Origin of the sequence: Bacillus sp. SDLI1, assembly GCF_001553895.1 — a bacterium.
Classification (GTDB): domain Bacteria; phylum Bacillota; class Bacilli; order Bacillales; family Bacillaceae; genus Bacillus; species Bacillus siamensis.
The window spans coordinates 3246250-3270547 of the sequence record NZ_CP013950.1 but is presented as its reverse complement, the minus strand read 5'-3'; the positions used below and the strand labels follow the sequence as shown (position 1 = coordinate 3270547).

Sequence of the window (24298 nt, the reverse complement as noted above, 5' to 3'; positions counted from 1 at the left end):
CAAACTACACATTTTCATACAAACTTACATATGCTTTGTTTTCCTGTAAACCGTAAAATAAGTGATAAAAAAACCAATCACAGCGCCGAAGAACATGCCGGCTAAATAGCCGAACATCGTGTTTGTGACTCCATATCCGAATAATCCAAACCCCATAACGGCAAACACAATCACCAAAATCTGCACCGGGCGGTCCAATTTTCTCCAAAGAAAGAATCTGCCGTTCCGTTCATTCGGATGTTTCAGAAAGCTGACATAACCGATCAGATAAAAGACGAGGCTCATCACTGCCGGAATTATTAAGACTAAATCTCTTTCTCTGATCCAGTCGTTAAACACATATCCAATAGGAGTTATAAATACAAAAAGACGAGATTCGATATAGCTGCTGATGAAAGAGAATTGATTTCCCACACTAATATCGAAAACAACCTCCAGATTCGCGGCCGGCAGACCAATGAGTAAAAAGGGCAGAACCGTTACTGTAAACGCCGTTAACAGCTGGGCGAATATATGTCCCGTTAATGCGCCGGCTGCCATTAACAGGGCGTAAGCCATAAAACTGATCACAATCACTCCGATTGAAACATGATCAAAATCGTACGTATGGCTCGGTTTCAGCAAAGATATGAGCAATGACGCCGCTCCGTAGCCTATCGCCTGAGAAACAATAATGACTGCCGCGCCCAGCCAGAATTTAGTCTGAAAGATTTGGCCTCTGCTGTAAGGCATGCTTAACAAGGCGTCCATCGTTCCCTTTGTCCGTTCCAAGCCCAATAAGCAGACAGCAATGACGACACTCACAACCCAGCTGAGGGAAAGAAGCGATCCATTCGTATAACTCAACGTAAATTCACAATCTTGAAGTACTTGGTTATTCAAACATCCTTGATATGTTGAGTAGTTGTTATAAACCATAAAAGGGTTTGCCGCTATTAAAAAAATACCGCTCAACAAAAACAGCCACTGATTTTTCTTCCATTCTGTGTACAATAATCCCCGCGGTATCATTCCGATCCTCCTCTCTTACACATGCTTCGTTTTTTTATAAATCACAAAATAACTGACTAAAAATCCGATCGCTCCTCCGACAAGCATCCCGACTACATATCCTGTCATTGTATGGCCCGTCGAGTACCCCGCGAGACTAAAACCGAGAACGCCGATCATGATCACCACAATCTGAACGGGGCGGTCAAGCTGTCTCCAGAGGAAAAAACGGCCGTTCCGTTCCGCCGGCTGTCTGACATAGCAAAAGTACCCAATCGCATAAAATACAATGCTCATCACTGCCGGGATGAGTAATATATACTTGCTGGCAGATACCCAATCCGTATTAACATACATGATCGGAATCAGATATTGAAACGAATCGTTTAGGTAAGCATTGACTGACGGCATCAGCTCATGCATGCCGACCCCGAAGATGACTTCCGCATTTGTCAGCGGCAACGAAATAATCAGGTAAGGCGCTATCGACACAGTAAACGCCGTTAACAGCTGGGCGAACGTATTGCCCGTTAAGCAGCCTGCACTCGCGACCAATGCAAAAGCCAAAATACTCACAATGATCTCACCGACGCTGTAATGATGGAAGAAATATACGCGCTCAGGCTTTAACAGAAGGATGAGCAGCTCAGCCAGCCCGTAGCCGATGACTTGGAATCCGGCAATGACCGCCGCTCCAAGCCAAAATTTGGTGTGAAACATCTGAGCGCGGGAATAAGGCAGACTGAAAAGCGCATCAATCGTTCCTTTCGTACGCTCCAGTCCGAATAAGCAAACCGCCAAAATCACAGCGGGCGCCCAGTTAAAGTTCAGCATTCCGCTATCCAAAGAATTCACATAAAACTTACAATATGCTCCGTGGGTATCCAGACAGCCTTGGTAGACCAGATAGGTATTTAATACTTCAAACGGATTAACTGCCGCTAAAAAAATGCCGACCATCACCAGAACAGTTCGATTCTGCATCCATTCTCTGTACATCAATCCCCTGTCTACCATCTCCGGTTCCCCCCAAACTTCGCGATGAAGACTTCTTCTAAATTCACAGGAAGTTCGTTCCATACTTTCGGCCGCAGCTCTTGCAGAAATTCCTTTTTCTTCTCATCGTTTTTCGGAATCAGCACTGTATAAAATACACCGGCATGGTCGAGAATCGGTATGTTTTGTTCTCTGATCATCAAGTTGACATCCTCTTCAAACGCCATTTGGATTTTTATGTATTCTTCCTTCATATCATCCAAATCCATCACATTCGTCAGCTGGCTGCCTTCCAAAAATCCGATCCGGTTGCACATTCGCTCAATATCTTCTAAACGATGTGAGGTAATCAGGATGCTCGTTTCCCGTTCAGCGACTTCGTCCACCATAAGCTGAAGCACGTCATGACGTGTTACGGCGTCAATGCCGTCCGTCGGTTCATCCAAAAGAATCAGTGCCGGTCGTGAAGCAAAGGCAAGGACGAGCGCGAGCTGTTTTTTCAGCCCTGTTGATAGTTCACGGTATTTCTTCGTTTCCGGAATATTGTACCTGTTCATCAGCTCATTGGCGTAAGTCACATCAAAATTCGGATAGATTCTGCTTACAATCGCAACAAGCTGTTTATATGTATATTTGTCATAAAAAGGATTTTCAACAGGCATATAAATGATATTCTGTTTTACTTTTGGGTGCCGCTTTATTTCCACCTGATTAAATAAAACCGTCCCTTGGTCCGGCAGGAGAATCTGCTGAATGAGCCGGAGCAGCGTTGTTTTCCCTGATCCGTTTCGGCCTAGCAGCCCGAAAATTTCTCCTTTTCCGATAGTAAGTGAAATGTCTTTGAGCACTTCTTTACCGTCAATTGTTTTTGAGAGATTACGCAATTCAATCATGACCCGTGCCTCCTTTCACATCAGCGCTGATTTCCTTTATCCATTCCTGCAGCTTCTCCAGCTCAACTCCCGCGTAATGGGCATCGATGATGAGCTGTTTCAATTGCTCTTTTATCATCGTCATCTTCCCTTCAACCAATGTCTTTTTTGCATTCTCCGATATATACGTTCCTCTTCCCCGCAGCGTTTCAATGACGCCATCGCGTTCAAGCTCCTTGTACGCTTTGCTGACGGTATTCGGATTGGCGATAATGATCGTTGCCAATTCTCTGACAGAAGGAAGTTTATCCCCCGGCTTCATGATCCCTTTCAAACAAAGCTCTTTCAATTGCTGTATGATTTGCTCATAAATCGGAGTTGAGCTTCTCGGGTCGATTTGAATCATTTACTTCCCTTCTTTCTTTTACGAGCTGCTCGATTTCTTTAAATGTTCTGCCACTGAAAACCGATGACGACAAGAATGACAAACAGACTGCTGGCCAAAAACGAAGCGGCGATAATAAGGGGCACATCTTGTTTTACGGATCTTTTGTTTTTCATGAAAGCTCTCCTTTCCTTTGCTCAGCATTTATATGTCGTTTTTATTTTTTTGAGTGTTTGTAGTGTATTACGTCAAGTAGTACACATAATACAATAAACACACTCCGCCTTATTGTCAATTCTTTTTTGAAAAGAAATACAAAAAAACCCGCCGGGATTCCGGCAGGGTTTTTTGCACCATCTGAGACAGCGCGGTCAGTAATCGAAATTACGCTGCAACATCATATTGTTTTGTAAAGTCTGCAGCTGCAGCCTCATTCGGTAAAGCTGCTCTCTCTGCTGATCATTCGCAGATAATGACAGCTTGTTTAATTCATTCACCGCGTTTTCAAGCATCATTTGCGCTTCACTGTACTCATTATCATTATAATGCTCTTGTTTTGAAGCTGTTACAAATTGCTCATTCGCAAATTCATACGCCTGTTCGCTTCTTTGGAGATGTTCATCTACTGATTGTCTTGTTGCCATAAACAGGTCCTCCTATTGATAATGTCATATCAATAGTATTTCTAATTCCAAACGAATTCTCACATGAAATATCAGGTAATTCAGTTACACGACAGAGAAAGTATAAAATACGATCAAATGTATAATTTAATCAAGACAGAATGAAATCTTTTTAAATACTCGCCTTTTTAGGACGCTGCACTTTAACGAGCATAACTCGATTGATATGGTGCCTTATTTTTTTACATTTATCGCAAGTTTCCCCTCGACATATTCGCCCTATTTTGTAAAACACCCAGAATTCATTTCGAATTTCAGCACCAACCATAAAATCAAGACAGTTTTAACACTTTGTTTTACTCTTCTTTACCCAAAATTGAAACACCTTTAAATTTTTTCAATAAACCATTCAAAAGGGAATGAAATTTAGAAGAATTAAGATAATAATATGTTTTATTTTGATGTCTCGTACTCTCAACTAAACCTTGCAATGTCAAAATTCTCATATGGTGTGAAATCGTTGCGTTGGTTAAATTTAGCTGTTCAGCAATCTCATTAGCATACATTTTTTTATGACTAAGCAAGATTAATATCTTGAACTTACTTTTATCTGATAAAAGCTTCAAAAAATCAATGATGTGATTCATCTCTGCTTTCTCTAATGTATTTTCAAAAATTTGATCAACTTTATAACCAAGTCCAACATAAATGTTATCTTCACTTTTCGTAATAGTTGCAGTATAAGGTAAAAGTGTTGGATATATATTAATATAATCACAAGATAAGTATTCCTTACCTTTTAACGTACTGATTATCTTTTTTGGAAAATCCATATTGATGTTTTTTAATTGATTCATCCACTCATCTCTAAATTTAATTAAATTATAAATCGCCTTGTTAAGATAACCATTCACCAACATTAATTTGTTGCAAAATTGATCTACATAAGTTTTAGGAGATTTCATTACCTTAAATATGATCCACTTGTATTCGGGCTTTATATTAAGATTATTAAGCAGCTCAAATAAACTTTCCCTATCATTTAAATACTGTTGGGCAGATGTTTCGGTTTTAAGCTCTCCTTGTAAATAAAGTAGAGACTCTAAAATATTTTTTCTTATCTCTTCTTCTGTAGCTCCAGACAAATGATCAATAATTTCAAAAAAATCTTTCGTATAGATCTGTGGGATTTTAAAAAAAGCTGTCGCTAAACAAAAAATATTTGCATTCCTAACATCTTCGTATTCACTAAAGCTGCCAAAATAAAAATTTAAAAACTCACTATCCAGCTCTTTTATTTTTTTAAGATCATCTAGTAATAAAAAATATTCATTATCTAAATTCAAACCCATCTTTGAAGTATAATCTTTGAAGAATTCTTCGTGTTTTAGGAATAGAATAGAGGATATCTTATCAAAAAAATCTGAAACACTGTCATTAATTATTAAATGCACTTCTAAACACCCCATAAAGTCATTTTTTCACTGATGAAAACGTTTTACCTTCTTCCCGCAAGACATATTACATTTTTATTAATCTTATCAATCAAAAGAGAGATTTCATAGAATATTCATTTTCTGTTTTAAGGTTTTTTGCATTGCACTTCGTAATATAAATGCTTCGGATACCCGTGCTGAGCATGATCCTGATTTTAAATTAATCTCCTGCGGTTTGGTCCCCCTGTAAGAACCCTTATTCATCTCCCAGTTAGTTTACAGGTATATTTCAATTTCAGTTTCTTGAAAATAAGTTTTTAAACAAGTGGATAAAAAAACAAACTATGAATAATATTGACACTCCTTTAAATTATATTTATCATATTTTTAGATTGATATCGAATATTAAATTAGATTTATATCTAAAGGAGCTGTACGTATATTGAATTTCAAAAAATTAATTATGTTATCTGCATTATTATTAGGTACATTCATTTCGGTAATGGACACCACTATAGTAAATATAGCCTTACCTAAGATGCTGGATTATTTTTCAAGTAACCTTTCTCAAGTAGCTTGGGTGGCTACAGGTTATACTTTAGCTTTTGCAGTATTATTAGTAGGTGCCTCAAAACTGGCAGACCATTTTGGAAGAAAAAAAGCTTTTATATTTGGATTAGCACTTTTTATTTTGACGTCGGTTATTGCCTGTTTGAGCACTTCAATTGAAATGCTTATCACAATTAGAGTGATTCAGGGATTATCTGCTGCTTTCATTGTGCCAGTTACAATGCCTATTGCTTTGGCCATCGTTCCTCAAAATAAAAAAGGATTGATCATTGGAGTTTGGGGGGCTTTCTCAGGATTAGCAGCTACTTTAGGACCTGTACTTGGAGGATTATTAACTGAAAATTTTAATTGGCAAGCTATCTTTTTCATAAATATTCCTTTAGGTCTGATTTCTCTTTTTTTAGCAGCATTTTTTATTACTGAGAGTTATGATGAAACAGTGAGCAAAAAAATTGATTACATGGGGATTCTTATTTTATCCGGAGCTCTCTTCTGTTTAACCTTTGGCTTTGCGAAAGTATCTGACTTAGGCTGGTCATCATCATTAATTATCACTCTATTTGTAATCTCTGTATTATTATTCTGTTTGTTTTTCTTTATTGAATCTAAAATTAAACACCCGATGATTCCCTTATCCATGCTGAAGATACGTACGTTTAGTTTCAGTTCATTCACCCTCTTTATGCAAGGCCTTGGATTAACAAGCGGTACCCTTATTATTACTTTACTCCTCACGAATTTAATGGGGAAAACTGAATTAAAAGCGGGGTTAATTGTTTCTACATTGGCTCTATCATCTATGTTTACCTCTGTCCTTTCCGGAAAGCTCTCTGATAAACTTGGGGGAATTTGGCTTTCGGGTCTAGGAATGCTCGGTTTAACAATCACAACATATTTATATGGATACATACGATACGACAGTTCTATAACAACAGTAATTATTCTATTATGTTTGACCGGCTTAGCCTTAGGGCTTGTAATAGGTCCGGCTATGAGTTCAGGGATACGGCTTATTCCTCCTGAAAAAGTAGGAATTGCATCCGGTATTCTTAATATGATGAGAACAGTTGGGCAGGCACTAGGCATTGCGATACTTACATCTGTGCTTACAATGAATATAAATGATCAGACAGTTTCCGCCAAAAAGGAAGCCATTAAAATTGTAGAAAACGACCAGGTTTTTGATAACAATGCAAAAAAAGAGATAATAACCCACTTAAAGCATTCTGACAGTAAAGGTTTCGATCGAAAAAAAAGTATTGCTACATTAGACAAAAAAGAGGATGAAATTCTCTCAGTGACTCCTGATCCATATAAGGAAAAAGTCCAAAGAAGCTTCGATATTCAAAAGAAGGAAGTTATCGCTATCCAGAAAAAAATTTCAAATATATATAATGAAAAAATGAGTGACAGTTTTAATGTTACTTTCAAAGCAGGCAGTTTAATTCTTATATTAGGAATTATTTTTGCACTGTTCAGTGATATATCTCCTAAAAGATTAAAACAACAACAGAAAAGCCAGGTAGATATTACGTCTTGACCGTTCCATAATTGTTTCATTGTTCCGCTTTGTCATTCATGCTACAATTTTAGGATGCATCTGATGTGAGGGAGGCTTTTTGAACATTGAACGAGAATAACCCTTTTCCTTATTCAAATACGGAAAAACGGTACCATACATTAAATTATCATCTGCGGGAGCATTTCGGACATAAAGTATTTAAAGTCGCGCTTGACGGCGGTTTTGACTGTCCGAATCGGGACGGCACGGTCGCACACGGCGGCTGCACGTTCTGCAGCGCTGCGGGATCCGGCGATTTTGCCGGCAACCGGGCCGATGACTTAATCACGCAATTTCACGATATCAAAAACCGCATGCACGAAAAGTGGAAAGACGGCAAATATATCGCATATTTTCAAGCGTTCACGAATACGCATGCTCCGGTAGAGGAGCTGCGTGAGAAATTTGAATCCGTACTCAAGCTTGACGGCGTTGTCGGCATGTCTATCGCAACCCGTCCGGACTGCCTGCCCGATGATGTGGTGGAATATTTAGCCGAACTGAATGAGCGGACATATTTGTGGGTTGAGCTCGGGCTGCAGACCGTACATGAGCGGACCGCCCTTCTGATCAACCGCGCCCATGATTTTGACTGCTATGTTGAGGGCGTCAATAAGCTGAGAAAACACGGCATCCGCGTTTGTTCCCATATCATTAACGGGCTTCCGCTCGAAAACAGGGACATGATGATGGAAACGGCCAAAGCGGTTGCCGATTTGGATGTTCAAGGCATCAAAATTCACCTGCTTCATTTATTAAAAGGCACACCGATGGTGAAGCAGTATGAAAAAGGAAAGCTCGAATTTCTTTCTCAGGAAGAATATGTCCAGCTTGTATGTGATCAGCTCGAAATCATTCCCCCGGAAATGATCGTTCACCGCATTACGGGAGACGGGCCGATTGAATTAATGGTCGGGCCGATGTGGAGCGTCAACAAATGGGAAGTACTGGGCGCCATTCAAAAAGAGCTGGAAGCACGCGGAAGCTATCAAGGAAAGCTTTTCAGGAAAATCGGGGAGGAGACTGCCCTATGACCTTGATGCATATCCTCCCTTTCAGTAAAGAATTGCTGAAGTCAGCCGCACAAGAAGGAGATATCACGGTCGACGCGACGATGGGCAACGGACATGATACATATTTTCTGGCAGGCCTTGTCGGTGAGACAGGACATGTTCATGCCTTTGATATTCAAGCGGACGCACTCGCCAAAACGAAGGAGCGGCTCGGTGCCGCCTTCAGCCCGCGCGTCACGCTTCACCATAAGAGCCATGATCAAATCAAGGCCTCTCTGCCCAAGGAAGCGCACGGGCATGTGGCTTGTGCGGTGTTTAATCTCGGCTATCTGCCCGGCGGCGATAAAAGCATTACGACAAACGGCCGCTCAACCATTTCTGCCATCGAACAGCTCCTTGAGCTGCTGAAGGAAAACGGGCTGATCGTTCTCGTTGTCTACCACGGGCATCCTGAAGGCAAGACGGAAAAGAATGCGCTTCTAAAGTATTGCGAAAACCTAGATCAGGAAAAGGCGCGCGTGCTGAGCTACGGCTTTCTCAATCAGCGAAACGATCCGCCGTTTATTATAGCGATTGAAAAGAAATCTGCCGCCAAATAAAGAATCGGCCTGTCATAAGCGGGCCGATTCTTTTTGTGAATGGTGTTTACATTTTTTCGAAAGTCCATTACCATGAATAATGGAAAAAAGCACATATTTAAATGTAACATCCGGGAGGAGCAGCAGTTTGAATATTCTTCGCATCATATTTTCCAGTGTTCCCTATGTCATGTTCGTCATCATCTTATCAAGACATTTAGGATTTGAATTCGCGAAAACCTACTATTGGTGGTTTGCCGCATTTTTCGTCATCGGGCTGATCGGCAAATTTGCAATGCACCTTGCGGCAAAAAAGAAGCCATTTAAAAAAGAGACAGCGTAAATCGCATGTCTCTTTTTATTTACTGCTTTTGCAGCGCGTTACGTGTATACGCGGGATTGTTTGTAAATACCCCATCTACTTTTTGTTTCAGCATAATCGGCGTCAGAGCCCGCTCATCTTCCTTATCAAAAAAGACGTGAACCTTCATCTTATTGTGGTGGATACGTTTTACGGCGGCTTCATTTGTTAATTTAGCATTAAGGCCGACTGTATCAGCATATGTTCTGATGGCTTGCAGCTGCTTATCATTTATGTTCTCAGCCTCTTTATCTTTTAATAACCGAACAAGAGGGACGTTTTTATTCATAGATCGAACTTTCTTTAAGCTCTTCTCGCTAAAGGATTCAATGACCGCTTTATGACTGGAAATCAACTTATATTTTTGTAATATGTCAATCAGCTTCTTTTCCATCACCAGGCTGCCGTTGCTTTCTCTTGTCTCAATATAGTAATTGGCAGTTTGTCCGAATTTCTCTATGATTTCTTCAATCGTTAAAATCTTTTCTCCTTTTCCGGCATTCAGTTTTTTGATCTCAGCCAAAGACAGATCCTCTGTCAATCCTTTACCATCAGTTGTCCGATCGACCGTTTTATCATGAATTGCAATCAGATGGCCATCCTTTGTCTCCCTTAAGTCTATCTCAATATAGTCTGCTTTGTCTTTAATGGCACGTGCATAGGATAAAGCAGTATGTTCCGGTTCAATCGCAGAAGAGCCCCTGTGAGCTATTAATACGGGATGATAGCCGGCGGAAGCATGTATGACGGAGCAGCCGCCCGTCATGGAAATTAATCCTATGATGACTAAATACTTTAATTTTTTCATAAAATTAAAATATCATATTATGCCTGCGCAAACAATGTTTCATTCTTCACATAAGAATAAAAAAACCGCACCTTCATGAGAAAGGCGCAGTTCACCCATTACGAACTTTTCGTCCAAGCCATCTTTTGAAATTTGCGGTAGGCTCTTCCGTTGATATAAAAGAAAAATGACGTTTTGCCGCTTGCTCTGATCAGCTTTCGCGCGAGGCGGCCCATTTCTTTTTGGCTGGCGACTTTGTCATCGGATAAATAGACGCCGAGCAGCCCCCTGTTAATCAGCCGGTGGAAGTTTTCATGCGGAATGCCGTGCAGATGTTCATCCGCTTTTTCAATAAAATGCTTCAGTCTCTGCATCATTTCTTCATGAGACTGATAATACGTGCAGAAATTCAAATCGCCTTCAAGCAGATCCTCTTCCTGGTCAATTAAATAATCGAGCAGAATGTGCAGGCCTTGTATGTACGGAAAATAACTGCTGCGGATTTTCTCAGCGGTATGTTCGTTAAAATCTGGCTGGAATGAGTAAGCAACGAGACAGAAAATGCCTAACGTCGAGCCGGCGCAGGCCGAGAACTCAAACCATTCCATTTCCGGAAGCTTTGACTGATACTGCTCAAACCAGCTTTTAAGCCTCGGAACGCGTTCATGTTCTACGACATGCTTATGAACCTGAAGATCGCAATAATAATCGCACAGCTCAAGCAGATAAGGTTTAATAAGGCTGTAGTGTTCTATTGACCCAAGCACCCGCTGGCATGTTTTGACCAGCTCATGAAGATAACCGCCGTCATCCTGCTCCTCTCTGTACTGATAGTACGGCTGCACCTCTGCACCCACCGTCAGCGCGTCACGCATGGAAAGGTGAAGCATGCGGAAATCCTCCGGGTCAAGCGATGTGCTGCGGTCGCACAGATTGTCCAGATAATCACTGATCGTCTGATACGCAATGATAAATTGCACGCACTTCTCTTTTTGCTCTCCCGACAGCAGAGCTAAAATGCCGCCGCCTTCACAATGAAACGATTTATCACGGATACTTGCGGCCGCCTGCTGCCGCAGCTCGGTATTTTTAATGGAATCTGATTTTTCCCGCCACATATTCAATTCCTGATGAACGAGCGGAAAAATTTCCCGATACACTTTTGCCATAAGGTTAAAAGGATGTTCCGGTACTGTCAACATATGCACCCCCAGCGAATTCAAATATACTGATCTGTAAAGGCTTTCGCCGCCTTAAACACAGCTTCTCTTTCCGGTTCATTAAAAATTTCATGATAAAGCCCTTCCCACTCCCGGTAAGACTTATTATGGGAAGCCACACCGGCAAACCATTTGCGGACTTTCATTTTATCGACGATTTTGTCATCACCGCCCTGCATAAGCAAAAGCGGCACCTTTAAAAACGCATCGGTCGGCACCATAGCGGCATCAATCGTTTTTATAAGCTCTCTGTACCATCTTACAGATACTTTCGTGACATATAAACAATCGTTTTGATCCGCTTCAATCATATCCGCATTCCTTGTCGCCATATCAGGTGATAAACCGGAGTCCACTCTGATGGACGGAGCGAGGACATTCAGCCCTTTAGACGCAAAATCAAGCACTTTATTGACTTTTATTTGCAGCCCGAGACAAGGTGATGATAAAATGAGTGCCGTAATGCGGGGATTTCTCTGCTGCTTAAACCATTCTATCGCAATCAGTCCGCCCATGCTGTGGCCCAGAAGGAAAACGGGTGCTTCAAGCATTCTCGCTTGATCAATCCAAATATCTACTTCATCAATGTATTCTTGGAAAGAGCGAATATGCCCTCTGGCGCGGGTGGATGTTCCCTGACCCGGCAAATCGCCCATCACCACGTTATATCCGGAAGATCTCCACATTTCAACGAGCCATTTATAACGCCCGTGATATTCGCTTGCCCCGTGGATGATGACAATAGTACCGACGGGCCTGTCTGCTTTCCAAGTCCACATGCAGTTCACCTCTTACATAAATTTAAAGAAAGAAGGATGAGACATGATAATCTACCCTTATAAACAATTTACGCCGGATATACATCCTGATGCGTTTATCGCGGATAACGCCGTCATTACGGGTGACGTCGTTATCGGAGAACAATCAAGCATTTGGTTCTCAGCCGTCATCCGCGGGGATGTTGCGCCGACAAGGATCGGAAAAAGAGTCAGCATACAAGACTTGAGCTGTCTGCATCAAAGTCCCGGCCGCCCGCTTCTTATTGAAGATGACGTCACGATCGGCCATCAGGTTACACTGCACAGCGCAGTCATCAGAAAGAATGCTTTAATCGGTATGGGCTCCGTCATTCTGGACGGGGCGGAAATCGGAGAAGGCGCGTTTATCGGCGCCGGAAGTCTCGTTCCTCCGGGCAAAACCATTCCTCCCGGCTGTCTTGCGTTCGGCCGGCCCGCAAAGGTCATCCGCCGGCTGACAGAAGAAGACATACGGGACATGGAAAGAATCAGAACGGAATATGTTGAAAAAGGCCGATACTATAAAACACTGCAAGAGAAATAAAAAAGATCAGCTTTGTTTTACTACTGTACCATTTTTCAAAATATTATTTAAGTAATAACCATTTGCGTTCCGCTGATTGTCAGGAAACAGTAGCAAATTGTTCAGGAATTTGTTTTATTCTTCCCCCTTTTACCCGATCCTATGAAAAAAGAGCCCATTTCAGCGGGCTCTTTTTTTACGCTTTTTCGGCGAATGTCTGTCCGTTTTCCAGGTTTATGTGTTTTCTTTTGTGGAAGCCTTTCCCGTAATAGGCTGCTAATAAAATGCCGAACCAGACAGGGCCGATGATGACAGCCACCCTGGTTTCTGCATCAAAAGCCATCAGCACAACGACAAATGCGAGAAAAGCCAGTGAGATGTATGAGGAAAAAGGGTATAAAGGCATTTTATATTTCAGTTTTTTCCGTTCTTCCGGCTGTAAACTTTTACGGTATTTCATTTGGGAAAGCAAAATAATCGACCATGTCCAAATTGCTCCGAACGTCGCAATGCTTGTCACCCACGTAAACACTTTCGCCGGCACCACGTAGTTCAGCAGAACGCCGATGCATAACGCACCCGCTGAAACTAATACCGCTTTTCCCGGCACGCCGCCTTTTGTAACCGTGCCGTAGGCTTTCGGGGCTTCATTTTGCTCCGCGAGATTAAACAGCATGCGTCCCGTGCTGAAGATCCCGCTGTTGCAGGAAGAAAGAGCCGCCGTCAAAACGACAAAATTAATGATTCCGGCCGCTGCGGGTATTCCGATTTTTTCAAATGTCAAAACAAACGGACTTCCGCCTGAACCGATTTCCTGCCACGGATAAATTGACATAATGACAAATAAAGCTCCGACGTAAAAAATGAGAATGCGCCAAAAAACAGTATCAATGGCCCGCGCCAATGATTTTTCCGGATTTTTGACCTCACCGGCTGTGACACCGATCAGCTCAATTCCGAGATATGCAAACATGACCATTTGCAGCGACAGCAGCACCCCTTTAATCCCATTCGGGAAAAAGCCGCCGTTGCTCCATAAATTGCTGATTCCAAGCGCGACGCCTCCGTTTCCGAGACCGAATACGATCATCACCAGACCGATCGCAATCATTGACAGAATCGCCAAGACTTTAATGAGCGCAAACCAGAATTCAAGTTCACCATACGCTTTGACCGCCAGAAAGTTGACAGCTGTCATAATGACGAGTGCACAAAGCGCCCAGATCCATGACGGCACGTCAGGGAACCAGTAGCCCATATAAATGCCGACCGCGGTGATTTCCGCCATACAGGTCACGACCCATAAAAACCAATAATTCCAGCCTGTTAAAAAACCGGCCAGCGGTCCGAGATAATCTCTGGCATAGCGGCTGAATGAGCCGGCAACAGGCTTTTGAATCGCCATTTCCCCTAATGCCCGCATAATAAAAAACATAATCAGCCCGCTGCAGGCGTAAGCGGCTAAAATCCCCGGTCCTGCAAGCTTTATGGCAGAAGCTGACCCGAGAAACAGTCCGACCCCTATCGCGGCGCCCAAAGACATAAGCGAGATATGCCTCTCTTCCAAACCGCGGTGAAGCGTTTTTCCTTTGTTTTGCATAACTCTCCCCCCTGATTTTGACAGAAAAGTAACAAACCGAGACGAAATAGCCAGAAAGCACTTTCCGGCATCTGCCCGATTAGTCCTATTATAACCTTTTTCTGAATATTGCGTAATACTTTACTGAAAACATAGCGGAATAGACGGTTTACATAAAACAATAGAAAAAAAGGCTTTCGATAACATCGAAAGCCTTTTGGATTAAACGAAAATGACTTCTTTCGGCTGATGATTCAGCTCTTCCGGCACCAGTCTTTTTTCGACATTGATGCTGTGCCAGATCATAAAGATCAGCACGGTCCAGATTTTGCGGCTGTTGTCCGCTCTGTCTGCGCAATGATCTTCCAGAAGCTGAAGGACATAATCCTTTTCAATATAAGCGTCTGTTTCACTTTCACGAATGATGTTGCGCACCCATTCGTTCATTTCATTTTTCAGCCAGTGTCGGATCGGCACAGGGAAACCGAGTTTTTTGCGGTTCAGCACATGATCAGGCACAACTCCTTCAGCAGCTTTACGCAGAAGGTATTTCGTCGTACCGTTTTTCGTTTTCAGTTCATCCGGAATTTTAGAAGCCACGTCAAACACGACTTTATCAAGGAACGGCACGCGCAGCTCCAATGAATTGGCCATCGTCATTTTGTCAGCCTTTAACAGGATGTCGCCGCGCATCCACGTGTGAATGTCGACATACTGCATTTTATTAATGTCGCTGTATGAACGGCTTTCCGTAAAGTACGGCTTCGTAACATCACGGTATGAAAGCTCAGGGTTGTAATGTTTGAGCAGCTGTTTTTTCACAGGCTCTTCAAAAATCTTCGCATTCCCGATATAACGGTCCTCAAGCGGTGTGCAGCCGCGGACTAAGAGGCTTTTTCCTCTCATTCCTTCCGGCATGACGGACGCCACATGAAGAAGCATTTTTTTCAGACCGGACGGAATGCGTTCAAACGGTTTAAGCGACAGCGGTTCGCGGTAAATATTGTACCCGCCGAACAGCTCGTCCGCGCCTTCCCCGGATAACGCAACCGTTACATGCTTTTTCGCTTCTTTCGCGACAAAGTACAAAGGAATCGCCGCCGGATCTGCAAGCGGGTCATCAAAGTGCCAGACGATTTTCGGAAGCTCGTTCATATACTCCTCAGGAGAAATGACTTTGCTGATATTTTCAATCCCGAGCGCGGCAGCCGTTTCCTTCGCTACGTCAACCTCACTGAAGCCCTGCTGCTCAAAACCGACGGAAAATGTTTTAAGGCTCGGGTGAAATTCTTTCGCAACTGAGACGATAAAAGAAGAGTCGATACCGCCGGATAGAAACGAACCGACAGGAACGTCACTTCTCATGTGAACTTTGACAGAGTCAAAGATTGCGTCTCTGACTTCTTTCACCAATTTATCTTCATCAGACTGAACAGGCTTGAAGTTCGCTTTGAAATATGTTTTAAACGCGATATCGCCTTCCGGGCGGATCGTAAACTGGCTGCCCGGCTCGACTTTTTTCACTTCAGCGTCAAGCGTGCTCGGTTCAGGAACGAATTGGAAAGACATATATTGCTGTAAAGAAGCTGTATCAAGATCAATGCCGTTTTGAGCGGCCATTAAACTTTTTCTTTCAGATGCAAAATATACTTTGTCCCCGATGGTTGTGTAATACAGCGGCTTAATGCCGAACGGGTCTCTCGCGCCGTACATAACGCGGTCAGCTTTGTTCCAGATTAAAAACGCAAACATTCCGCGAAGCTTTGAAGCGGCTTCTTCTTTATAATGACGGTATGTCGCAAGGAGCACTTCAGTATCGGAATCTGTATTGAAAGTGTAGCCTTTCGCTTCAAGCTCTTCTCTCAATTCAATGTAGTTATAGATTTCGCCGTTAAAAATGATCCAATATTTTTCGTCTTCATATGATAAAGGCTGTCCGCCGTTTTCTACGTCAATAATACTGAGCCGTCTGAAGCCGAATCCGACGTGCTCGTCATGATAATACCCATCGCTGTCAGGACCGCGGTGAACGATCATTTGGTTCATTTGTTTGATTAGCTCTTCTTGATCTGCGGTTTGAGTTAATGGATGCTTATTAAAAACACCGACAAATCCACACATAGTATAGCCTCCATAAGTGTAATTTTCTAATTGGACCCCCTTTTTATAGACGCTGTGTTACGCCATTGGTTTCACGCTATGTAAAAATAAGCATGGCAGCATCTGCAAAAAGGGAAAGCCGCTTAAGTAAGCGGCTATAAAATTATTCTCCTAGTGCTTCTTTGCGAAGCGCATCCGCCTTGTCAGTACGCTCCCAAGGAAGATCCACATCATGACGTCCGAAGTGGCCGTAAGCAGCAGTCTGCTTATAGATCGGGCGGCGCAGATCAAGCATTTTAATAATGCCGGCAGGTCTCAGGTCGAAGTTATTCCGTACGACTTCGATCAGTTTTTCTTCAGAAGCTTTTCCTGTATCAAATGTATTGATGGAAATAGAAACAGGCTGTGCCACGCCGATTGCGTATGCAAGCTGCACTTCACAAGAATCAGCAAGGCCTGCTGCCACGATGTTTTTCGCTACGTATCTCGCAGCGTATGCCGCAGAACGGTCTACCTTCGTCGCATCCTTACCGGAGAATGCGCCGCCGCCGTGGCGTGCATATCCGCCGTATGTGTCAACGATGATTTTACGGCCGGTAAGACCCGCGTCACCTTGAGGTCCGCCGATTACGAAACGTCCCGTAGGGTTGATGAAGTATTTTGTTTCTTCATCGATCAGTTCCTCAGGCACGACAGGATTAATGACATGCTCTTTCAGATTGCGCTGAATCTGCTCAAGCGTAATTTCCGGGTGGTGCTGAGTTGAAATAACGATCGCGTCGATGCGGACCGGCTTGTTGTTTTCATCATATTCAACGGTAACTTGCGTTTTGCCGTCAGGGCGAAGATACGGAAGAATGTCTTCTTTGCGGACTTCGCTCAAACGGCGGGCTAATTTATGCGCCAAAGAGATCGGAAGCGGCATAAGCTCTTTCGTTTCGTTACACGCATAACCGAACATCAGGCCTTGGTCTCCCGCTCCGATTGCTTCGATTTCAGCATCGCTCATTGTGCCTTCACGCGCTTCAAGAGCCTGATCGACACCCATTGCGATATCCGCAGACTGTTCATCAATTGATGTTAAAACAGCGCAAGTCTCCGCATCAAATCCGTATTTGGCGCGTGTGTAGCCGATTTCTTTAATCGTTTCACGGACTGTTTTCGGAATGTCAACGTATGTTGATGTAGTAATCTCTCCGCTTACCAGCACAAGTCCTGTCGTTACAGATGTTTCGCAGGCCACGCGCGCGTTCGGGTCATTTTTTAAAATCTCATCTAAGATACTGTCAGAAATTTGGTCACAGATTTTGTCCGGATGACCCTCAGTAACAGATTCAGATGTAAATAGTCGACGGTTTTTACTCATTCACTTTTCCTCCTGAAAAAAGATCTTTTGCAAGACCTTCTCATATGATACGGAACTCGCTCCCTCTTAATACAATGTCATACTATATCAGAGAATGTTAATTGGCATATTTTATGAAATAAAAAAACCTTTTCCACTCGAGGAAAGGGTTTGGTCTGTGTGCCTTTCACTCTTATCGCTCAAGGAAAATATTAAACCTTGCATCAGGTTAGCACCTTGGTTTCCCACAGTGTTTTCACCTGCTTTTTTACAGAGAAACCGGTTGCTGGGCTTCATCGGGCCTGTCCCTCCGCCAGCTCGGGATAAGAGTATCCGCTCAATGAAATATCTTATCGTAAAAGGGCGGAAAGTGTCAATATGAATTAAAGCGATTACGCGCCTTTATTTCGGGAAGCAATGGAAAAACACAAACAAAAAACCGCAAATAGTATAGACTATTTTCAGATATATGTTATACTAATTCCACATTCAGCGAAATACAAATAAACCGGCAAAGGAAGGTTTTTATGAAATTAGTTGATTTAACCGCAGATCTTCAAGCATTACTTGCAAGTCCGAATGTGCATCATAATTTATCGGCTCCAAAACTTACCGAAAAAGTGATCAGCCGAAATGAAGGAACGCTGACATCAACGGGCGCCGTACGCGCCACCACCGGCGCATATACAGGCCGGTCACCTAAAGATAAATTTATCGTCCGTGAACAAAGCACAGAAAATCAAATTGATTGGGGCGCGGTGAATCAGCCCATTTCTGAAGAGGCATTTGAAAAGCTGTACGCCAAAGTCGTCAGCTACTTAAAACAGCGGGATGAACTGTTTGTGTTTGAAGGATTCGCGGGAGCGGATGAAAAATACAGACTCCCGATTACAGTCGTAAATGAATTTGCGTGGCACAATTTATTCGCGCGCCAGCTGTTTATCAGACCGGAGACGGATGAAAGAGACAGGCAAGCGCAGCCTTTCACCATTCTCTCAGCTCCGCATTTTAAAGCAGATCCCGAGACAGACGGCACGCATTCGGAAACATTTATCATTGTCTCTTTCGAAAAGCGCGTCATTTTAATCGGCGGCACCGAATACGCCGGAGAAATGAAAAAATCAATATTCTCCATTATGAACTTCCTGCTTCCGCAGCAGGATATACTGCCGATGCACTGCTCAGCCAACGTCGGTGAAAAAGGTGATGTCGCCTTGTTTTTCGGCCTTTCCGGCACAGGGAAAACGACGCTTTCAGCCGATGCGGACCGCAAACTGATCGGCGATGACGAGCACGGCTGGTCAGATTCCGGCGTTTTCAACATTGAAGGCGGATGTTACGCTAAATGTATCAATCTGAGCGAGGAAAAAGAACCGCAGATTTTTCGTGCGATCCGCTTCGGGTCTGTTCTTGAGAATGTCGTGCTTGATGAAAAAACGGGTGAAGCGGATTACGACAATTCCTTCTACACGGAAAACACAAGAGCCGCATATCCGATTGAGATGATCGGCAATATCGTGCAGCCGAGCATTGCCGGCCATCCGCAGGCGATCGTCTTTTTAACGGCGGACGCATTCGGCGTGCTCCCTCCGATCAGCAAACTGACGAAGGAACAGGCGATGTATCACTTCTTAAGCGGGTACACCAGTAAACTCGCGGGAACCGAGCGCGGCGTGACATCTCCGCAAACGACTTTCTCGACGTGCTTCGGTTCACCGTTCCTTCCGCTTCCGGCGCATGTATATGCCGAAATGCTCGGGCATAAAATCGACGAACACGGCGTTCAAGTCTTCCTGGTCAACACAGGCTGGACCGGCGGAGGGTACGGAGTCGGAGAACGGATGAAACTTTCGTATACAAGAGCGATGGTCAAGGCCGCTATTGAAGGCAGACTGAACCAGACTGACATGACGGCAGACAGCATTTTCGGCCTGCGCAGTCCCGTTCATGTTCCGGGCGTTCCGGATGAAGTTCTTCAGCCTGAAAACACATGGAGCGATAAACAGGCATACAACGAAAAAGCGCTGTTTTTAGCCAATGAGTTTAAAGAAAACTTTAAAAAGTTTTCCCATGCGGACTCGATTGCCAAAGCCGGCGGACCTCTCGTGTAATCAAAAAAGCCAAGGGCGTTTATGCCCTCGGCTTTTGTTTTTTCAGTTTGTCGAATGAAGCGACGTGAGTCTGTATGTAATGCTTGTCCGGCCGTTCGCCCATTCGAGCTTTTGGACCTCGCCGGTGCCGGATTTCTCGCCGGTTTTCGTTTTGCGCACGTCCATCGGAATATCAAGAGGATAGACGCGGTAGCCCTCTTTCTCCAATAAAAAGATATTTTCCTCTATCCGTTTTTCATTGCCTTTTGTCACAATCATGGTATTAAATTCAACAGGCATTCCCAAAATGAAAATCCCCTTTCATTCTCTTATTCTTTATTATCATATCATAAATCAGGCATCTTACCGTGTCTTCATCCATTCCGCCAGCCGCCGGACAATGCGTCTGTTTTCCTGCGGCGGAAAATAATGCGTAAAACCGCTGTAATACCAGGTTTCCACCGGTTTCCCCGCCTCTTTCAGCTTGTCCTCGATCATCCGGGCGTGTTCGATCGAAACATTCTTATCATTCTCTCCATGGATGAGAAGTACAGGGGCCTGAATGCGGTCTGCGTTTTCAAACGGCGAACGCCATCTGTATTCATCCGGCACCTTTTTCGGCGTGCCGCCGATCACCCGCTTCATCATCCGCCGCATATCCTTCCGCTCTTCATAAGTAAGCACCATATCGCTCACACCGCCCCATGATACGAGCGAAGCCGCTTGATGCCCCATTTCAATCGCGGTCAAAAGCCCCATGATTCCGCCCCGGGAAAAACCGAAAATATGCACCCGCCCTTCCCTGACGTTCGGATGCTCCCGAAGCAGGCGGAAAGCGGAAAACGCGTCCTCTCTGTCCTCTCCCGCAAAATCTTCATTTCCCTCGCCGCCCTGGTTGCCTCTGTAATAAGGCGCAAACACGACAAAGCCTTGGGAAGCGAATTGAACGATTCTTCCGGGGCGTACCATGCCGACATTTTTTATGCCGCCGCGCAAATATAAAAAACCGTCATATGTTCCCGGCTCAGCAGGCTCGGCAAGGAGCCCCTTTACCTTCAGCCCTTCTGACTCATAGCATACCTCAAAGAGGCGGACATGCGGACTCGGAGACGGGAACCTTTTCTTTTCTGCCAGCAAAACAATGAGCCTCCTTATATCATCAGTTTTTTTATTCTTTCCCAACGTGAATATGGGCACTCACACATTTTTTATACCCATCATACGATATGTAAAGCAGAAAAGGTTATTTTAACGCTTAAAACAAGGAGGTTACACCGTGAACAAATGGCTCAAAACGGGCTGCGTTTTTGTCATATGCGCCTTTTTCCTGCTCATTCTTCCGGCCTGCAGACAGGAAGAAAGTCTGACGAAGGTAAAGGTGGCGGAAGTCACACACTCCATCTTCTATACGCCTCTGTATGTCGCTGAAGCAAAAGGTTTCTTTAAAAAAGAAGGGCTCCAAGTGTCACTTCAAACAACATGGGGCGGAGACAAAACGATGACATCGCTTTTGTCAAACGGGTCTGATATCGCGCTGGTCGGTTCTGAAACATCCATTTACGTGGAAGCGCAGGGAGCAAAAGATCCGGTCATCAACTTCGCGCAGCTGACACAGACGGACGGCACATTTCTCGTGTCACGGAAGGATGAGAAATCATTCAAATGGAGCGATTTAAAAGGAAAAACATTTCTCGGCCAGCGAAAAGGCGGCATGCCCCAAATGGCCGGTGAGTACGCCCTGAAAAAGAATCACATAGAACCGAAAAAAGACATTAACCTCGTTCAAAACATTGATTTCGCCAATATTTCCAACGCATTCGCATCCGGAACGGGTGATTATGTGCAGCTGTTTGAACCGACGGCATCCCAATTTGAAAAAGAAGGCATCGGCCATATCGTCGCATCCTTCGGAGAAGCTTCCGGCCAAGTGCCTTACACAACTTTTATGGCAAAAGAAAGCTATTTAAAAAACAATGAAAAAACGGCGGAAAAATTCACCCGCGCCATTTACCGCGCCCAGCAATGGGTGGAAAGCCACCCGGCCAAAGACATCGCAAAAACGATTCAAAAGGAATTTGCCGATACCGACCCGGCCATTATTGAAGCATCAATAGAACGCTATAAAAAACAAAAATCATTCTCTTCAAACCCTGTTCTGCAAGAGGATGAATGGGAACAGCTCCAATCGATTATGGATGAAGCCGGAGAGCTCCCGAAACATATTCCGTACAGCAAACTCGTCAACACAAAAATCGCCAAAAAAGCCACCTCAGAACAATAGGAGGAACATGAATGTCTTTTTTACAAGTGGATCATGTGACACATACTTATTTCTCGCTGAAAGAAAGAACAACCGCCGTGAAAGATATACATTTTCATATTGAAAAAGGGGATTTCATCTCCTTTCTCGGGCCGAGCGGATGCGGAAAAACCACCCTCCTGTCCATTCTGGCCGGCCTTATCGCCCCCGCTCAAGGCCGAGTGCTGATTGAAGGAAGCGTGCCGAACCATAAAGAACACCAAATCGGCTATATGCTTCAGCAGGATTATTTATTTCCTTGGAAATCAATTGAGGAAAACGTCCTGCTCGGTTTACACATTTCCAAAACATTAACAGAAGAAAAAAGGGCTGAAGTTCTCAGCCTTCTGCCTAAACTCGGATTAATCGGCGTCGAAAACAAATATCCGAAAGAGCTGTCAGGCGGAATGCGGCAGCGGGCTGCACTTGCCCGAACGCTTGCGCCGGACCCGGGACTGCTGCTTCTGGATGAGCCGTTTTCCGCGCTGGACTTTCAAACGAAGCTTTCTTTAGAAAACCTTGTCTTCAAAACATTAAAAGATTTTCAAAAAACCGCCGTGCTCGTCACCCACGATATCGGTGAAGCCATCGCCATGAGCGATACGATCTATTTATTTTCGAATCAGCCGGGCACCATCCATCAAATCTTCACCGTGCCCAAGGAGCTCGCGGCCTTAGATCCGTTTGACGCGCGTCAGGACCCGGCCTTTCAGCCGCTGTTTCAAACGATATGGAAGGAGCTGAACTCCCTTGAAAAACAGCAGCGGCACGATTGAACAGCTTCATCAGGAGTTTAAGAAAAATCATCAAAAAGAAAAACGCCGGATCCGTGCGTATCAGGCCGCTATTTTCATCGTATTTTTTGCCGGGTGGGAAATATCGAGCAAGGCAGGCTGGATCGATCCGTTAATCTTCAGCTCACCCTCTGCCGTTTGCCGGCTCTTGGCGGAAAAGATCGCGGACGGATCTCTTGCGGCCCACATCGGCGTTACATTAGGAGAAACCGTTCTGGGCTTTTTGCTCGGCACACTTCTCGGCACATGCCTCGCCGCTCTGTTATGGTGGTCAAACAGGCTCGCCCGTGTGTTAGACCCGTACCTCGTCATTTTAAACGCGATGCCGAAAGTCGCACTCGGGCCGATTCTTATCGTCGCACTCGGGCCGAGTTTCACAAGCATCGTAGCCATGGGTGCAGTCATCAGTGTCATTATCACGACGATCGTCGTCTTTACGGCTTTTCAGGAAGTGGATGAGAATTATATTAAGGTCATGAAAACCTTCGGAGCGAAAAGGCGCATCATATTTAAAGAAGTCATTTTGCCGGCGTGCTCCCCCGCGATTGTTTCTGCGCTTAAAGTGAATGTCGGTTTATCCTGGGTCGGGGTCATTGTCGGCGAGTTTCTTGTGTCCGAAAAGGGCCTGGGCTACATGATCATTTACGGCTTCCAAGTCTTCAATTTCACTCTGGTGTTCTTAAGCCTTCTGATCATCGCGGTTTTTGCGACACTGATGTATCAGGGAGTCGAATGGTTAGAAAGAAAATGGACGAAAGGAAAAATATAAAAAAGACCCGTGCGATATCGCCGGGTCTCCGTTTTTATGATTGAAATACGCCGTCCTCTTTCAGCTTTTTCAGGCTGATCGGAAGCACTGAATCTTTCATGATGAAACTGAACTTTTTATTTCTCGGGAGATTCTCCGGCAGTTCGCTGAACAGCACCGGCCCCTTCGTTTCAAAATAATCAGCCTGTTTTTCAAGCCTTTCAATATCGGCAAAATATATATTCTTAATGATTATCTTTTCCCTGCCGAGAACTTTATACTGTCCGACGTACTGAAGGTGTCTTACTGCAGCGCCGGTTTCTTCTTTCACCTCGCGCAGTGCCGCTTCCTCCGCACATTCCATCGGCTCCACTTTTCCGCCCGGAAATTCAAACCCCCGGTCTTCATGCTCAGTCAAAAGCCATTTATCGCCATATCGGCATATGACCCATACGTGCTTCGGGCTGTCTGAAAAAGGCTGGTGTTCAAAGGAGAGCTGAACAGTATTCTGATAATAGTCTTTAAACTCGTACATGTTTATCCCTCTAATCCGTTCCTTCATATCTTCCATACATCATACCACAGTTGCGTTTGTTCGGAAGCCCTTTATCAAAAATTCAGAGGAAAACCA

The 24298-nt window shown here is 44.1% G+C and carries 24 protein-coding genes and 1 riboswitch; of the genes, 9 read left to right on the top strand and 15 right to left on the bottom strand.

What is annotated here, in order from left to right; translation table 11 throughout:
- Positions 1 to 24: 24 nt before the first annotated feature.
- From AUL54_RS16020 to AUL54_RS15995, 6 genes are all read right to left on the bottom strand, one after another.
- Entirely contained in the window at positions 25 to 1011 is a 987-nt protein-coding gene (locus AUL54_RS16020) for an ABC transporter permease (protein WP_060964499.1), read from the bottom strand.
- A gap of 15 nt (positions 1012 to 1026) precedes the next feature.
- Complete coding sequence (locus AUL54_RS16015; RefSeq protein WP_060964498.1) at positions 1027 to 2007, bottom strand: ABC-2 transporter permease; 981 nt, start codon at positions 2005 to 2007, stop codon at positions 1027 to 1029.
- Complete coding sequence (locus AUL54_RS16010) at positions 2001 to 2879, bottom strand: ABC transporter ATP-binding protein (RefSeq protein WP_060964497.1); 879 nt, start codon at positions 2877 to 2879, stop codon at positions 2001 to 2003. The genes AUL54_RS16015 and AUL54_RS16010 overlap by 7 nt, the downstream gene beginning before the upstream one ends.
- Complete coding sequence (locus AUL54_RS16005) at positions 2872 to 3264, bottom strand: GntR family transcriptional regulator (protein ID WP_060964496.1); 393 nt, start codon at positions 3262 to 3264, stop codon at positions 2872 to 2874. The genes AUL54_RS16010 and AUL54_RS16005 overlap by 8 nt, the downstream gene beginning before the upstream one ends.
- 350 nt (positions 3265 to 3614) lie before the next feature.
- Positions 3615 to 3887, bottom strand: coding sequence for a YtzC family protein (locus AUL54_RS16000; protein ID WP_060964495.1), 273 nt, complete (start codon positions 3885 to 3887; stop codon positions 3615 to 3617).
- A 335-nt stretch (positions 3888 to 4222) separates the two neighbouring features.
- Positions 4223 to 5320, bottom strand: a complete 1098-nt coding sequence (locus AUL54_RS15995; protein WP_235588378.1) for an ArsR/SmtB family transcription factor — start codon at positions 5318 to 5320, stop codon at positions 4223 to 4225.
- Between the two features lie 424 nt (positions 5321 to 5744).
- Between AUL54_RS15995 and AUL54_RS15990 the strand changes: the two genes are divergently transcribed.
- The 4 genes from AUL54_RS15990 to AUL54_RS15975 all read left to right on the top strand — a co-directional run bounded on the left by AUL54_RS15990 (position 5745) and on the right by AUL54_RS15975 (position 9367).
- Positions 5745 to 7412 carry an MFS transporter gene (locus AUL54_RS15990; RefSeq protein ID WP_060964493.1) on the top strand — a complete coding sequence of 556 codons (1668 nt, stop codon included), beginning with the start codon at positions 5745 to 5747 and terminating at the stop codon, positions 7410 to 7412.
- An 86-nt stretch (positions 7413 to 7498) separates the two neighbouring features.
- A complete protein-coding gene (locus tag AUL54_RS15985; protein ID WP_016938493.1) occupies positions 7499 to 8467 on the top strand; it encodes a tRNA modification radical SAM protein MnmL/YtqA in 969 nt (322 codons plus the stop codon).
- Positions 8464 to 9045 carry a tRNA 5-(aminomethyl)-2-thiouridylate-methyltransferase MnmM gene (locus tag AUL54_RS15980; RefSeq protein ID WP_045926408.1) on the top strand — a complete coding sequence of 194 codons (582 nt, stop codon included), beginning with the start codon at positions 8464 to 8466 and terminating at the stop codon, positions 9043 to 9045. The genes AUL54_RS15985 and AUL54_RS15980 overlap by 4 nt, the downstream gene beginning before the upstream one ends.
- Positions 9046 to 9172: 127 nt before the next feature.
- Positions 9173 to 9367 carry a hypothetical protein gene (locus AUL54_RS15975; protein ID WP_021494493.1) on the top strand — a complete coding sequence of 65 codons (195 nt, stop codon included), beginning with the start codon at positions 9173 to 9175 and terminating at the stop codon, positions 9365 to 9367.
- 19 nt (positions 9368 to 9386) lie between these two features.
- Here AUL54_RS15975 and AUL54_RS15970 read toward each other — a convergent pair whose 3' ends face one another.
- The 3 genes from AUL54_RS15970 to AUL54_RS15960 form a co-directional block, all read right to left on the bottom strand.
- Positions 9387 to 10193, bottom strand: coding sequence for a glycerophosphodiester phosphodiesterase family protein (locus AUL54_RS15970; protein WP_060964492.1), 807 nt, complete (start codon positions 10191 to 10193; stop codon positions 9387 to 9389).
- Positions 10194 to 10291: 98 nt separating this feature from the next.
- Complete coding sequence (locus AUL54_RS15965; RefSeq protein ID WP_060965118.1) at positions 10292 to 11371, bottom strand: tetraprenyl-beta-curcumene synthase family protein; 1080 nt, start codon at positions 11369 to 11371, stop codon at positions 10292 to 10294.
- Positions 11372 to 11391: 20 nt separating this feature from the next.
- Positions 11392 to 12171: an alpha/beta hydrolase gene (locus tag AUL54_RS15960; protein ID WP_060964491.1), complete on the bottom strand. Its 780-nt coding sequence runs from the start codon at positions 12169 to 12171 to the stop codon at positions 11392 to 11394.
- A 46-nt stretch (positions 12172 to 12217) separates the two neighbouring features.
- On the opposite strand from AUL54_RS15960, the gene AUL54_RS15955 reads away from it, so the two are divergent.
- Positions 12218 to 12733 (top strand): gamma carbonic anhydrase, encoded by a 516-nt coding sequence (locus AUL54_RS15955; RefSeq protein WP_101605599.1) that lies wholly within the window; start codon positions 12218 to 12220, stop codon positions 12731 to 12733.
- Between the two features lie 175 nt (positions 12734 to 12908).
- On the opposite strand, the gene alaP is transcribed toward AUL54_RS15955, so the two are convergent.
- From alaP to metK, 3 genes are all read right to left on the bottom strand, one after another.
- Positions 12909 to 14312: an alanine permease AlaP gene (gene alaP, locus AUL54_RS15950; protein WP_060964489.1), complete on the bottom strand. Its 1404-nt coding sequence runs from the start codon at positions 14310 to 14312 to the stop codon at positions 12909 to 12911.
- Between the two features lie 201 nt (positions 14313 to 14513).
- Positions 14514 to 16412 carry an asparagine synthase (glutamine-hydrolyzing) gene (gene asnB / locus AUL54_RS15945; RefSeq protein ID WP_060964488.1) on the bottom strand — a complete coding sequence of 633 codons (1899 nt, stop codon included), beginning with the start codon at positions 16410 to 16412 and terminating at the stop codon, positions 14514 to 14516.
- Positions 16413 to 16554: 142 nt separating this feature from the next.
- Positions 16555 to 17757: a methionine adenosyltransferase gene (gene metK, locus AUL54_RS15940; RefSeq protein WP_003152253.1), complete on the bottom strand. Its 1203-nt coding sequence runs from the start codon at positions 17755 to 17757 to the stop codon at positions 16555 to 16557.
- Between the two features lie 169 nt (positions 17758 to 17926).
- Positions 17927 to 18066: riboswitch (SAM riboswitch) on the bottom strand.
- 197 nt (positions 18067 to 18263) lie between these two features.
- On the opposite strand from metK, the gene pckA reads away from it, so the two are divergent.
- On the top strand, positions 18264 to 19847 hold the full coding sequence (gene pckA, locus AUL54_RS15935; RefSeq protein WP_015418055.1) for a phosphoenolpyruvate carboxykinase (ATP): 1584 nt from the start codon (positions 18264 to 18266) through the stop codon (positions 19845 to 19847).
- Between the two features lie 42 nt (positions 19848 to 19889).
- Here pckA and AUL54_RS15930 read toward each other — a convergent pair whose 3' ends face one another.
- Positions 19890 to 20132, bottom strand: a complete 243-nt coding sequence (locus AUL54_RS15930) for a DUF2584 domain-containing protein (protein WP_003152249.1) — start codon at positions 20130 to 20132, stop codon at positions 19890 to 19892.
- Positions 20133 to 20189: 57 nt separating this feature from the next.
- A complete protein-coding gene (locus tag AUL54_RS15925) occupies positions 20190 to 20963 on the bottom strand; it encodes an alpha/beta hydrolase family protein (protein WP_060964487.1) in 774 nt (257 codons plus the stop codon).
- Positions 20964 to 21102: 139 nt separating this feature from the next.
- Between AUL54_RS15925 and AUL54_RS15920 the strand changes: the two genes are divergently transcribed.
- Genes AUL54_RS15920 through AUL54_RS15910 form a run of 3 tightly spaced genes read left to right on the top strand, consistent with a single transcriptional unit; the run spans position 21103 to position 23688 of the window.
- Positions 21103 to 22107: an ABC transporter substrate-binding protein gene (locus AUL54_RS15920; RefSeq protein ID WP_060964486.1), complete on the top strand. Its 1005-nt coding sequence runs from the start codon at positions 21103 to 21105 to the stop codon at positions 22105 to 22107.
- 11 nt (positions 22108 to 22118) lie between these two features.
- Complete coding sequence (locus AUL54_RS15915; protein WP_060964485.1) at positions 22119 to 22901, top strand: ABC transporter ATP-binding protein; 783 nt, start codon at positions 22119 to 22121, stop codon at positions 22899 to 22901.
- Positions 22876 to 23688, top strand: coding sequence for an ABC transporter permease (locus tag AUL54_RS15910; protein ID WP_060964484.1), 813 nt, complete (start codon positions 22876 to 22878; stop codon positions 23686 to 23688). Before AUL54_RS15915 ends, AUL54_RS15910 begins: the two co-directional genes overlap by 26 nt.
- Positions 23689 to 23722: 34 nt before the next feature.
- Here AUL54_RS15910 and ytkD read toward each other — a convergent pair whose 3' ends face one another.
- Positions 23723 to 24202: an RNA deprotection pyrophosphohydrolase gene (ytkD, locus tag AUL54_RS15905; protein WP_016938479.1), complete on the bottom strand. Its 480-nt coding sequence runs from the start codon at positions 24200 to 24202 to the stop codon at positions 23723 to 23725.
- Positions 24203 to 24298 lie beyond the last annotated feature (96 nt).

Coding starts and splice junctions, on each gene's coding strand:
- asnB (WP_060964488.1), bottom strand. CDS start 16,412: ATGTGTGGATTTGTCGGTGTTTTTAATAAGCATCCATTAACTCAAACC.
- AUL54_RS15970 (WP_060964492.1), bottom strand. CDS start 10,193: ATGAAAAAATTAAAGTATTTAGTCATCATAGGATTAATTTCCATGACG.
- AUL54_RS16015 (WP_060964498.1), bottom strand. CDS start 2,007: ATGGTAGACAGGGGATTGATGTACAGAGAATGGATGCAGAATCGAACT.
- AUL54_RS15915 (WP_060964485.1), top strand. CDS start 22,119: ATGTCTTTTTTACAAGTGGATCATGTGACACATACTTATTTCTCGCTG.
- alaP (WP_060964489.1), bottom strand. CDS start 14,312: ATGCAAAACAAAGGAAAAACGCTTCACCGCGGTTTGGAAGAGAGGCAT.
- AUL54_RS16000 (WP_060964495.1), bottom strand. CDS start 3,887: ATGGCAACAAGACAATCAGTAGATGAACATCTCCAAAGAAGCGAACAG.
- metK (WP_003152253.1), bottom strand. CDS start 17,757: ATGAGTAAAAACCGTCGACTATTTACATCTGAATCTGTTACTGAGGGT.
- AUL54_RS15960 (WP_060964491.1), bottom strand. CDS start 12,171: ATGTGGACTTGGAAAGCAGACAGGCCCGTCGGTACTATTGTCATCATC.
- AUL54_RS16010 (WP_060964497.1), bottom strand. CDS start 2,879: ATGATTGAATTGCGTAATCTCTCAAAAACAATTGACGGTAAAGAAGTG.
- AUL54_RS16005 (WP_060964496.1), bottom strand. CDS start 3,264: ATGATTCAAATCGACCCGAGAAGCTCAACTCCGATTTATGAGCAAATC.
- ytkD (WP_016938479.1), bottom strand. CDS start 24,202: ATGTACGAGTTTAAAGACTATTATCAGAATACTGTTCAGCTCTCCTTT.
- AUL54_RS15980 (WP_045926408.1), top strand. CDS start 8,464: ATGACCTTGATGCATATCCTCCCTTTCAGTAAAGAATTGCTGAAGTCA.
- pckA (WP_015418055.1), top strand. CDS start 18,264: ATGAAATTAGTTGATTTAACCGCAGATCTTCAAGCATTACTTGCAAGT.
- AUL54_RS16020 (WP_060964499.1), bottom strand. CDS start 1,011: ATGATACCGCGGGGATTATTGTACACAGAATGGAAGAAAAATCAGTGG.